The 13,073-nt window shown below is 37.4% G+C and carries 7 protein-coding genes and 1 pseudogene; 6 read left to right on the plus strand and 2 right to left on the minus strand.

Annotation, left to right across the window (positions count from 1 at the left end):
* Positions 1-566, plus strand: a pseudogene (locus ESZ50_RS11935) (hypothetical protein); the annotation flags it as partial.
* Positions 567-883: 317 nt separating this feature from the next.
* Here the strand turns inward: ESZ50_RS11935 and ESZ50_RS09035 are convergent.
* Positions 884-1,312: a MarR family winged helix-turn-helix transcriptional regulator gene (locus tag ESZ50_RS09035; protein ID WP_222860809.1), complete on the minus strand. Its 429-nt coding sequence runs from the start codon at positions 1,310-1,312 to the stop codon at positions 884-886.
* Positions 1,313-2,433: 1,121 nt separating this feature from the next.
* On the opposite strand from ESZ50_RS09035, the gene ESZ50_RS11940 reads away from it, so the two are divergent.
* From ESZ50_RS11940 to ESZ50_RS09055, 5 genes are all read left to right on the plus strand, one after another.
* Entirely contained in the window at positions 2,434-5,841 is a 3,408-nt protein-coding gene (locus tag ESZ50_RS11940; protein ID WP_148623242.1) for a KxYKxGKxW signal peptide domain-containing protein, read from the plus strand.
* A gap of 589 nt (positions 5,842-6,430) precedes the next feature.
* Positions 6,431-8,899 carry a glycosyltransferase gene (locus ESZ50_RS09045; protein WP_148623243.1) on the plus strand — a complete coding sequence of 823 codons (2,469 nt, stop codon included), beginning with the start codon at positions 6,431-6,433 and terminating at the stop codon, positions 8,897-8,899.
* A 229-nt stretch (positions 8,900-9,128) separates the two neighbouring features.
* The gene (locus tag ESZ50_RS09050) at positions 9,129-10,022 is read left to right on the plus strand and encodes an SDR family oxidoreductase (RefSeq protein WP_187387606.1); all 894 of its coding nucleotides are present in this window, start codon (positions 9,129-9,131) and stop codon (positions 10,020-10,022) included.
* 131 nt (positions 10,023-10,153) lie between these two features.
* Positions 10,154-10,315 carry a hypothetical protein gene (locus ESZ50_RS11760; RefSeq protein ID WP_187387607.1) on the plus strand — a complete coding sequence of 54 codons (162 nt, stop codon included), beginning with the start codon at positions 10,154-10,156 and terminating at the stop codon, positions 10,313-10,315.
* Positions 10,316-10,661: 346 nt separating this feature from the next.
* Positions 10,662-10,964, plus strand: coding sequence for a DUF2316 family protein (locus tag ESZ50_RS09055; protein WP_148623245.1), 303 nt, complete (start codon positions 10,662-10,664; stop codon positions 10,962-10,964).
* A gap of 114 nt (positions 10,965-11,078) precedes the next feature.
* Here the strand turns inward: ESZ50_RS09055 and ESZ50_RS09060 are convergent, their stop codons facing one another.
* Positions 11,079-12,593 (minus strand): helix-turn-helix domain-containing protein, encoded by a 1,515-nt coding sequence (locus ESZ50_RS09060; RefSeq protein ID WP_187387608.1) that lies wholly within the window; start codon positions 12,591-12,593, stop codon positions 11,079-11,081.
* Between the last annotated feature and the right edge of the window lie 480 nt (positions 12,594-13,073).

The following is a 13,073-nucleotide window of genomic DNA, read 5'->3' on the forward strand; positions in this document are numbered from 1 at the left end:
CAACGTCAGAATCAGAATCAGAATCAGAGTCAGAATCTAATTCTGAGTCAAACACGACAAGCGTGAGTCCTTCTGAATCAGAATCAGAATCAGAAAGTGCGTCAATATCTGAATCGGAGAGCACATCAGAGTCAGAATCAACTTCTGAGTCAAACACGACGAGCGTGAGTCCTTCCGAATCAGCATCAGAATCAGAAAGTGCGTCAACATCTGAATCTACAGACCAGACAGAGGGTGGTACATCAAACGTAGCATCTGCGACGGCCTCAAACGGCAGTGGTGAATCAACTGAGACACCGCTTGTGTATCATACGTCATCAAATCAATCTATAAGTAGCAACTTAGGTGCTACTGAAGAATCAGGAACATCAGAAAGTGAACAAGTAAATAATGCTGAAACTGCAAAGATTGAGAACGGAAAAGAGAATAGCAAGAATGATAAGACAACTAAGAAGGGCGAATTTGACACTGAAGAGAAGGATGTGACACATTCAAGCTTTGCGGGAGTTGAATTAGTATTAATTGCAATGTATGCAATTCTACGCAAGAAGAGGCGTGAAGAATAAGACATTCGGGCAAAGGAGAACGATGGTCCAAAAGGCCATCGTTCATACATACAAGTGAACATCTAAAGCGAATTCACCGATGATGATCATAATAGGCTTGGTAAGAGATTATTTAGATATGAATATTGTGAAGGTCGATGATGGATGTTTTAGGAAATACGGACATACTCTTTAAGTCCAAAAACAATATGAAATAAAATACGCCACTGAAATTATTTGAATAATTTCAGTGGCGTATTTTATTATGATTGACTTGATAACTGCAGCTATCTAAGGAGGCAGTTTCAAGTCAATTCTATATCGTTACTTGAGTTTCTTTAGCTGATTGATTTGATTAATTTGTTCATTAGAACCGTTAATGTCGCCCATTCGTCATCTGAAAGGTCACTACTTTCCGTTAATACATCTGGGAGTTTAGACATCAATTTCCGCGTTTCAACACCTTTTTGAGTTAAAGTAATATCTACAATTCGTTCGTCTGAAACGCGTCGGACACGTTGAATTAACTCAGCAGCTTCCATGCGCTTTAGCAATGGTGTTAAGGTGCCACTACCAAGATCGAGATAAACGCCGATCTCGTTCACCGTTAAATGTTGTTTTTCAAAAAGAATTATAAGCACCAAGTACTGAGGATAGGTCAGATTGTGCTCTTTAAGTAATGGTTGATATAGACGCTGAATTGAACGTGAAGCTACATACGTCGAAAAACAGACATGATCATCAAGTGATCGCATTGAATCGTTCATGAAAGACCTCCCAAAAGGGTTACTAAGGTTAATTTGTAAATCGATCACGATACTATTGATTTATTATCTAATCGTTGACGTGATTTACTTGATTGTAAAGCATTTTTACCGTTTAGGTCAATATGAGGATACCAATTGTGAAACCTAAGATTATTTTGAAATTGATTTATCAGAACTAAAAAGATGTATCAGTAGGTGTATAGATATTTATTGGAGGGTGGTTTGTTGAATTATATTCATTGATAGGTCTGCTGATCTTTCAACGTAATTCAAAAAAATAATAAGTTATAATACTGATATTGATAATATTTTTGTATATAAGAATAAAGTAGAATTAAAGTCGAATGAATTGTGAATCAATTGTGAATTTGGTTACGAAAATTGAATTATTTTGTTAACATTAATTATGTTAGGAAGTCATATATGGAACGTTTATGAATTGTAAGACTAAACGGTGTTCTTATATTATTTGCCCTAGAATTAATGATATTTAGATTTTTGAGTAGGGAAACTTTATAAATCTTTGTTCATTTACTGAATTAAAGCAGTATCAGTTTTAATCCGGTTTTGAGATCCTCTTAGAAAAGAATTAAGAAATATTCATATTGAATATTGTAGAACGGAGTAGTTTTTCTGCTTGTATGATTGCGCGGAGAGAGAGGTATTGAATGTACGTAAAATAATTAATGAATAGTTTACCTACCAATATGTTCATGTTGATAATCAGCAAATTACCTGTTAAGAGTAAGACCTTAAATGATTGAAGAGTGGGGCCACTTTGAAAAGAGTATTATCATTTGTGGGCGGTAAAAAGGACTTGAAGCATAACATGAGATCGGAATGTGAATTGAATTCAATAATTATATTTACAGATGTTTTAAAACGAGTGGTAATGAGAGCCGGATAAATCGTTAGTTCGTTTACTGATACTTACCAAATGAAGAATCAAAGATATCAAGTTGATGAATTAAACTAGTTATTTTGTGAGAATCACCCAATTAAAGAAAGCCTGAGTAGATTAATTTTTCGTCGAAGTAGAAAACTTCTTTCTAATTTCGGCGAAAAAAATTTACATGCCACCGATCGAACGGTCGTTAAAGTGATTGAAAGGACTATCGAAAATGAAATTCAAAAAATTACTATCAAACATGGATAACAAATATAAACTTCGCAAAAAAATGTACAAGTCAGGTAAGACATGGTTAGTCGCCGGAATGATATTTATGGGTGGTGTCGGTGCAATCGGGGTTGGCTCAGTAATTGCAGATAATATCCAACAGACAAGTGCGGCTAAATCAGACGATATTTCAGGACTATCTGCATTTGAGAAACAGAAGTATCAATTAGTCGGTGGTGAAACTGTTAATTTGGCATCGGATACGGCAGTTGTTTCAAGCGGTAACGAAGCAGGAAGTTGGTTTAATGCTAACGGTGATGCCACTGCTGTTGGTGATGGTGAATATTCCTTGATTGGGAGTGGCAAAAATCTTTCTGGACAAGCAATCTTTGATGGTCATCTCGATATGTCGGAAAGTTGGGAAATTTCAGGTAGTTTTGATTTTGCTGATGTATGGGGATCGGGATATAACGGATGGGAGATTGGTGATGGTGCTGGTCTAGTTATATCTGGAGCATCTCCAGCTGAATTGGCAAAGGGTGGATCGGGAAGTTCATTTGGTATTGGTGGGGTTGGTGATTCGATTGTCGCAGCTATTGATACTCACGTAAATTCTAAGAAGGAAACAGCAACTGCCGCTAATGGCGTTAAATATACGGTACCTGCTGATGGTAGTTTAAAAGCTGGTAACAACAATCCTGGAACGCTGGCACGAGCAAGCACTCTTAATAGTACTCAAGTTCTTGACGCTGGTAAATCAGCAAGTGGCGATAGTATATATAGTCGTGGTGGTAATCCGACGAATAATTCTTCTGGACAATCTGTTGTCAAGTTTATGTCTACAGATTCATCTGGATCGACGGTATCAAATAATATTGGATTAAAAGCTTACGCACCATCAACTGGAAAAGATTCTTATACATCAGGTACTGGTGAGCGATATGAGGCCAGTTGGACACCTAACGGAACAGTCACTTCTGATGGACATTTGCAAGGAACATTGAGTGTAACTTACTATGGACACTCAAACTATGCTGATGGGTTCACTATTTCAACAATTTACAATGCGCCTGCGAGTGCGTCTGTTGGAATGACCGCATCAAGTGGGGACAGTACCGGTGCAGTTACCGGAAAGATTTCCAAAATGTCTGGTACTTTGAAGAAAACGGATGTTCACGTGACTTACGAGGGATTACCTGACTCTAAGAAACTAGCAGAATCAACTGTTACTGCCAACGTTGGTCAAACTCTTGAGGCCACAGAAACTGGTGAGGGAGACTTAGATGTTGAGTTAGAGACACCTAAGATTCCTGGTTATCACGTTGAAAAAGTTACTGGATTAAAGGACAATGAAGTTTCGTCAAGTGAAGATGGAAATAATATGGTTGTTCAATACGTTGCTAATGGTCAAAGTGCCCAATTATCGGCAACTGGTGATTACAATGGTAAATATCCAATCGGTGATGAAATTGAAGAAGTGACAGGTGTATCTGATGGAGATATTGCGTTTGCAACAACTGATGATGATTTAACAATTGCGGGCTTTACTTATACGGTCGAAGGACCAGATGGTGAAGTGTATGACACCTTAGCGGATGCAGTTGCGGCTAATCCAACATTTGATTCAAATTCATTTGATGCGGAGGAATCTGAAGATCCTATTCCACAGAACTTTACGGTAAATTACGTTGCTAATATTCAAAAGGCAATTGTGAACTATGAGGAAGAAGATACTGGTAAGATTGTTGATACTGTAGCAATTAGTGGAAAATCATTGTCAAATATTTCAGATGTGTTTACGGCAGATGGTGAGACATATACGATTGTCACCGATGGAACTTTGTACATGAAGTTTAATCAGGACGATGAGACTGATCAAGAATTTACCGTCATTGTGGAACCAGATACGACATCAGAATCAGAAAGTGTGTCAATATCAGAATCGGAGAGCGCATCTGAGTCAGAAGCGTCAGAATCAGAAAGCGCCTCAACATCCGAATCGACAAGTACATCGGAGAGTACATCAACATCGGAATCAGTAAGTACATCAGAATCGGAAAGTGCATCTGAGTCAGAAGCATCAGAATCAGAAAGCACCTCAACATCCGAATCAACAAGTACATCAGAGAGTACATCAACGTCGGAGTCAGTAAGTACATCAGAATCGTTGAGTGCGTCTGAATCAGAAGCCTCAGAGTCAGAAAGTGCCTCAACATCCGAATCAACAAGTACATCAGAGAGTACATCAACATCGGAGTCAGTAAGTACATCAGAATCGGAGAGTGCATCTGAGTCAGAAGCCTCAGAGTCAGAAAGCGCCTCAACATCCGAATCAACAAGTACATCAGAGAGTACATCAACGTCGGAGTCGGTAAGTACATCCGAATCGGAGAGTGCATCTGAGTCAGAAGCGTCAGAATCAGAAAGCGCCTCAACATCCGAATCAACAAGTACATCAGAGAGTACATCAACATCGGAGTCAGTAAGTACATCAGAATCGGAAAGTGCATCTGAGTCAGAAGCATCAGAATCAGAAAGCGCCTCAACATCCGAATCAACAAGTACATCAGAGAGTACATCAACGTCGGAGTCAGTAAGTACATCGGAATCAGAGAGTGCATCTGAGTCAGAAGCGTCAGAATCAGAAAGCGCCTCAACATCCGAATCGACAAGCACATCAGAGAGTACATCGACATCAGAGTCAGAAAGTGCATCAACATCAGAGTCAATTAGCACATCAATATCAGAAAGCACTTCAAATTCTGAATCAAACACAACAAGTACAAGTGCCTCAGAATCAGAGAGTGCATCTATTTCTGAATCGATATCTACTTCGAGCTCAGAAAGTACATCGACCTCAGAGTCAGAGAGTACTTCAATATCGGAAAGCACATCAAACTCGGATTCAAATACAACAAGTTTGAGTCCGTCTGAATCGGAGAGTACGTCGACATCAATGTCTGAGTCAGAAAGTACATCAACGTCCGAATCATTGTCAATATCAGAAAGTACGTCAATATCGGAAGCAAACTCGAGCTCAGAATCAAATACTGCAAGTACAAGTTCTTCAGATGCTGAGACTACGGGGAATATAGCTTCGGAGACGGCTTCAAATAGTGGAAATGGATCAGCAGCTGGGACACCACTTGTCTATCGTACATCTGCTAATCAGGGTGCAAGTACGAGTTCTGTTGAAACTGTTGCAGATTCTTCTCCAGTGACATCAACGGAGGATTCGAGTGATAATTCTGAAACTACAGCGGATAAGAAAGATACAACAAATAAAAATCAGACCACTAAGAAGAGTGAATCTAAGGCAGATGATAAGAAAGCCAAGCATTCAAGCTTTGCGGGAGTTGAGTTAATATTGTTTGTATTGTATACAATTTTGCGTAGAAGAAGAGATGAATAAAGTATTAAGCAAATCGAGCAATGACATAATTTGTCATTGCTCATACATATAATTGATGAAGTACTGTTTTTGAAGAAAGTTTTACTGAGTAAGTTAAAAAAGCGGGACTGAAAATGAGAAAGCAAGCAGATATCTCAAAAGTCGCAAATTTATTTAGATAGCCGGTTTTTGGTGATTCTTTTGGGCTTGAAATCTAAAAAGCATTTAGTATTATAACGACCGGTAATCCTGCCTCTAAATTATATATTTATGGTTATATTTCGGATCAAAATCTTAATAAGAGATTATAAGAGCAGATAAAGGAGTTAAACCTTGCAGATAATATAACCTTTAAGGAGTATACTCTGTCTAAGGATGAAATCTATCAGGATGCACAATTGTTAATTATGACGGGTCGCAATGAAGGATGGGTACATTGTAGATTTCGGTGATTAAGAGAAGTTAGCTAAAAAAGTTAGGAATTATTATCCGATGATAATAAACGGATAAGCTTCTCTCGATATGGAATGAATGCAATCATTCGATCTTAATGCAAACAAGCTCCGCTGGGGGAGAATTGCTAGAAAAATTGTAAAAAATAGGTGGGGAAATGCATTACTTTTTGACGAATAAATTTGAGTATAACTTGTCTGGGATTGAACATGCCCAATTATATCGGTGGCGTATGTTTACTGACCTAAAGGTAGAATCCAAAATAATTACCTTTGATTTTACTCCGGAACTCGATCGATTTCTATTTAGACACGGCATCGGCCGATCGTTATCTTTGAATATGTTTGATTGCTGGCAGAATGTTTTACAATCGGCTATCCAAGAGAATGAGTTTGAAAATGATTTTCCAAATTTGAGACTTCGTTTTGAATATTACGGACCTAGAACAACGCCTAATTATTTGCTAAGTAAGAATAAGATAAAGCTAGTTCAATATTTTGATGATAATCAACAACTTATGACCGAGGATCACTGGGATATTCGTGGGTTTCGTTCACTAAGGCTTGATTTCTCGGATGGTAACATAATTAAACGAAGCTGGTATGATCTCGATGGGAACGTTGTATTAACTGAGATCAATGGGCAATTGACGATTACCGAACATAATCCACAATTTGCAAGTACTGGTAATAATACTTTTACAAGCTGGCAACAACTGAAAGTTGCATGGTTAGACTTCTTGGTAAGTCGTGATAACGATGCAGTATTGTATATTGATCGAGCTGAATATGTTACACCGATCGTACTTGCCATGGAAAATAAGGCTGTGCCGGTATATATTATTTTGCATAGTGCACATACTAAAGATCGCAATGATCCAATGGGTGCCCCCTTTAATGAGATTCGTCAATTAGAGATAGATCGTAAAGAACGATGGTCTGCATACATTGCATCAACGCCACAACAAGCTAAAGACTTCGAAGTAAGAAGTGGCATAAAGACTTACACGATTCCTGTAAGTCAGGTTTCACAAACGGCGATTCCACTAGCACAAAAACCAAAATCAATTCGAAATTTGGTGTATACTTCCCGAATATCTCGAGAAAAGCGTATTGAAGATGCCATTTATGCAGTGGAAAAGTTAGTAAAGAAATATCCAGATATAAAATTACGCATTTATGGCTATGTGACTGATGGTGAATACAATAAAGAACTTTACACGATGATTAAAAGATTGCAACTTGAGGAAAACGTTTATTTACTTCCATACCAAGTTGATCGAACGGATATTTTTTCCCAGGCGGATATTTTTATTCTTACAAGTGAATATGAAGGCTTCAATATGTCGATGTTGGAGGCGGCCGCTTATGGCGTTCCAACGGTTGCGTATGACGTGAAATACGGTCCAGCACATTTGAATGAACAGCTAAAGACTGGCGCTTTGGTTGAATCGGGAAACATTGATGCCTTGGCTAAGCAAATAAATGCATTGATTGAAGATGATGAAGGCTATAAAATTCAGCAAAGTCAGAGTCAAGCACAAGCAATTAAACAATTTGGAAGTAAAGTTGTTGGTCAAAAATGGCAAAATTTTCTTGAGAAAGAAGCATTAATTAGAGAATCTAGACGGTGGGTCTATGATTTTGATTTTTCATCGAATCATAATGCATTGGCACCTGCCAATTTGGCGATTGGACAATATGCACAAGATGAAGGTTTCAGTCCGCTCTCATATCCTGAGGTAATTAATATGGATCGAGATAGTAAGCTAGAGAATATTAATATGGGCGACATTGTTCTAACTGGTTACCCAAGTTTTTATAAAACAATGCCTACGGTCTTACAATATGATTTGGATTTGGCTCGGAAAATTAAGCAAATGGGTGCAAAGCTGATCATGTTGGTGGAAGATAGTCTTAGTCTTCGTGAATTAACAAATTTTGTGGAAAATGAATTAGCGACTTTGAATGTCGCAGACATTTTAATGGTTTTGACTGAGCAAATGAAAGGTGAGCTTATATCATTAGGTATTAAAACACCAATTTTAGTGCAAAGCCCTTATCCTCTACCAAAGGGGAATATAAGCGCAAGTAGTAATTATAGTGGTATTAGAACAAAAGAGATTTTATATTCTGGGAACTTGACGAAAGCTCCCTTTCTGGAAAGCATTGCGGTAGAGGTCGATGTTTTTGGTCCACGTATTAGTGAAAAAATGAGACAGAATTATAAAATAAGGTACCATGGGAGTGTACCATTCTCTCAATTGATGGCAAAGCTACGTGATTTTAGAGGCTTTGGTTTGGTTTGGGATGGTGGGGATGTTCCGATTAAGACAGATACGGGTCGCTACACTAGGTATAATTTTCCATATAAAGCGAGCCAATATCTGGCACTTGAGATGCCTTTGATTGCATGGTCAGGGTCTGCTATTAGTGGATTTATTCTGGAGCATAATTGTGGAATATTAATCAATAACATGTCTGAATTGAAAAACCGGATGGAACAGTTATCACAACAAGAAATATCAAATATGGCTATGAACGCAAAAAGATTGTCAAAGATGGTAACAGAAGGAACCAGTTTCAAGAGTGATCTAAATCGAGCCATAAGCTGGGTACAGGACTGATGGCTGGAACTTTATATAAATAGAATATCGTAAAAATAGCTAGCACATCTTGATGGATGTGCTTTTTGATTATCATCAAAAATACAATTTATGGAGCTAATCTGCTTGAGTTAGCTTTATCAGTTAAGAAGCGAACACCAAGCTAATTATTTGTAGGTAAGATGTCAATCTAATAAAATGAGCTTTGTAAACGGTTACTTTAAAAAATGTTTTATAGAGGGGGCTCAAAGTGATGAAGACTAAGTTACAAGATCCACGCAAATACTACTCAACGAAAGAATTTATAGAACAGGAGCAAAAGGCACCTGCACTACAGAAGAACATGACTCCTCAACCTGATTGTGGAGAGGAAACATATGTAGGGAATGGCGAGCTAGAAAATCGAAGTGTTCTGATAACCGGTGGGGATTCTGGCATTGGACGAGCTGTTGCAATTGCCTGTGCACGTGAGGGTGCCAATGTAGCGATTCAATTTTTACCTGGAGAAGAGCCAGATGCAATTGAGGTTAGAGAGTTGATTGAAAAAGCGGGTAGAAAGGCTGTTTTGCTACCATATGATTTAAAAGATGAAATGCAAGCACATGCAATGGTGGATATGGCTGTGAAAGGCTTGGGTAGCCTAGATACATTAATATTAAACGCAGCCCAACAAAAGGCCACAGAAAATATACAAGATTTAAGTTTAGCTCAGATTCACGATACTTTTGCGGTTAATTTTTTCTCGATGATCGAGGCGGTTAAAGCAGCTGAGAAGTATTTGCCTGCTGGTGCATCAATTATTACAACTACTTCTGTGCAAAGCTTTAATCCGACTGCGTATTTGATTGATTATGCCGCAACTAAGGCGGCGATTACTAACTTTACGATTAATTTATCTCAGATTATGATTGATAAAGGAATTCGAGTAAATGGTGTTGCTCCTGGTCCGATTTGGACGCCCCTTCAGTTGGACCACGGACAGCCAGCAGGGAAAATCTCAAAATTTGGGCAGTCATCAATTATAGGGCGTGCAGGACAACCGGCAGAATTAGCTAGTGTTTATGTGTTCTTAGCTTCAAATAATGCTAGTTATGTTACAGGGCAAATATATGGTGTAACAGGTGGCGAAGCGATCAATCCTTGACGATTAGATCTTGTATGAGTTCTGGTAAAGCATGAGCTTGATCTATTCATTAGACAGATGATAGGGTAATTGACTTTTACTTACTTTTATTCTATAATCAGATAGCTAAAGTGAAACGGGGTAAGAACGTGATGAAAAAATTTGAACGTGCAATTAAGAACCCAGGTAACGAAGCAATTCTTACTAAATGGTATGAGGAGAACGGCTACACAGTATCAAATATGATCCGCAAGACTGGTGCTAAGAATGGTACAACGCTTGAAGAACATTATTTGCTTGTTTCTGCTGGTTAATAAATATTGAATGGATTTAAAAGGCGTTGGGGTGATTTAACGCCTTTTTTTGTGGAGTTGAGGTTGTGTTCTTTCAAAAAGCGTTTGATTGGCTTGGTCTTTGATACTCCAAAATTGAAGGTTATTGAAATGTTGTTTGTAGAATATATTATTGGTCAGCCTGCTCTATCGGTTTAATATCACGTTGCTTTATCTGAACAATTAAGGCATTTGGGAAACTTAATCGGTAGCTCAGAAAAAGAGTTTGACGAATAGGTTATTCTTGATAGAAATATCGAATTTGGATCGTAGTTTAACTCATGGTATGAGATCATAAAGGTTCTTTAAATAGGAGAAGAGGTTAACAATGTCTTTGAATTCAGTTCAACGAGAAAATACAAAAATGGAATTTGCTCAAAATATCAGATTGGCAGGTATAGAAAAGGTTCAGATTGCTAGTGAGCTAGGTATTAGTATGGTCAAACTTGATCGAATCCTAAAACTTGACCAAAGTTCGCTGAATGATCCGTGGATTTTACGGAATTATTTGATAAATAAAATTCAGGAGGTTGGTGAAGAACCGGTTCCTTTTACCGCTCTAGTGGGGGACTGGCATGATTACTGGTTTCTGGATTCAGATATAATTGATCAAGGTAAAATAACACGGTGAGGTTTTTGATAGATAGGAATTTTATCATTAAAATAAAATATGAACCGAAGAAAAAAACTTCTGAAATTTTTAAACATTTCGGAAGTTTTTTTGTTCTTAAAAATATGGCTTGAGTTATTCGTGTAGTGCACGTTTGGCCTTTAGTATTTCACGGCATTTATTATAGATTTGTTGATGATCGCTATCAGTCATATGAACATGCGTATATATTCGCTGTGCGGTAGCACTGCCCGTGTCGTTGACAGCCAGATTGACATTGATAATTAGGTCGCAGGACGATGTAACCAGTTTCTTTTGTTGTCTGATGTTGAAAGAGCGGCCCAATAATTCTTCTAATTCATGCCAAATTTGGACTTCAATATAGATCGGGAAATCGGTTTCCAGATATATAGATATAAGCGGTTCAAAGGTATTGATTGGTAGTACTAGCGCCAAGGAATTTGAATAGCGGAAAGCTAAGGTACTCCGTTGAAGTGGGGTTAGTGAACTATCTTGCTCTAATAAGGTGCTAATCGTTGGTATTAAGGCTGGAGCGAAACGACGTTTGTATTCGTTGATGTTCACACTAGATACAATGAATGTCAAATGTGGAAACAAATCGACAGAAATACGTGAGCTAATCACTGTTGATAGGAACAGAGTATTTCTAATTAATTCGTTGTTTGAAGATTGCTCTTGAACGGCATTCACAAAAAGATTGATGCCACCAAAAACTTGAGCATTTGCTGATCGAATTGAGTCATACATGGCAAAGATTGAATTATCGAATAGATAAAAGTCGGATAATGATAGCAACCACATGAACATGAAAGTAATGTCATTACCACCAGGCCTAATCACGTTCCTTAACGCCTGTTCAAAGTGGATATAGATATCAGGAAAAGTATCATTGATAATAGCCATGGAATATTCTGGAATCTCACCATCTGCAATTGCTTTCATACCATTTGATCGAGAAATATTTACGGCGAGCATATACATTAGTTTAGCGCGTTTGCCATCGTTAATGCTTACCCCAAGATAATTGATAAGCGTATCAATTATTACTCGGACACTGCTCTTTGATACGTTAGTGAAAGGCCAAGTTGTTCCACGATAGACGCGCCATAGGAATCCTGTGATTATATATCTTATTTCGCCTTCATTACCATCAATTGTGAGCATACCTTGTTTACTTCGTAAATGAATACCATAAGAGACAAAGTAAGCGTTTAACTTGTTGATCATTTTGAAAAAATATGTGCTACTGATGTAATTCTCAGAAACAAAGGTTTCGATTTCAACAATGTCTTGGTTGACAATGCTGAGACTGAGTCTTACCACGCTAGATTTGCTAAGTAAATGCAAAATCATTTTTTGTGCATCAAAACTATCTCCATTGAAGAAGTGTTGATTTCTGACTGTCGAGATTCCATTGACAGCCATATTTGACTCAGTTAAATAATCATTAATATTATTTATATGTTTTACCACCGTCCGTTTATCAATTGATAACAGATTGCTAATACCAGCAGTGCTAATACCATTCTTTTCAGATTGTATCATATCAACAATTGCTACCTGGGTAATAATATCTTTGTTAAAAAGGTTTTCCATTCGTGCATCAAAAACTGTATTGAAAAAGTCCATATTCTCGTACCCCCCTTGATTATTAATTAATAGTAATTTATTTTTAAAAACTATTTGACCCATAAAATGCTTAAATCTTAAGCAAAAATTGGGAAGATGAAAATTTGATGATATTTCTCCATATGTAATGTGTATTACTTGAATATGATATATAAAGATCTTCACTAGGGCATTGAATTTTTAATAGACTTGGAAAAGAAGTATTAGAATTTGATATAAATCAATTTTTAAATAAATATGGTTGTGCTTTAGTTATTGAGCGTTACGACTAAGGTGTTAGAAATACCCATGAAAAGTTATTTGAATGAATCGTCAGACTATGGCGGCATTAATAATGTGAAGGAGTCAATTGTATGGTGATTGTGCTACCAATATATGCTTAGGACGAAATGAATTCTTGAATATGATGAGATGGATGCTAGTTGATCTTTTTTACAGAATAAAAGCCACACTTGTTGTGGAGTCGGCTTTGTTAAATAA

This window comes from Weissella muntiaci, from assembly GCF_008107635.1.
Lineage (GTDB): Bacteria > Bacillota > Bacilli > Lactobacillales > Lactobacillaceae > Weissella > Weissella muntiaci.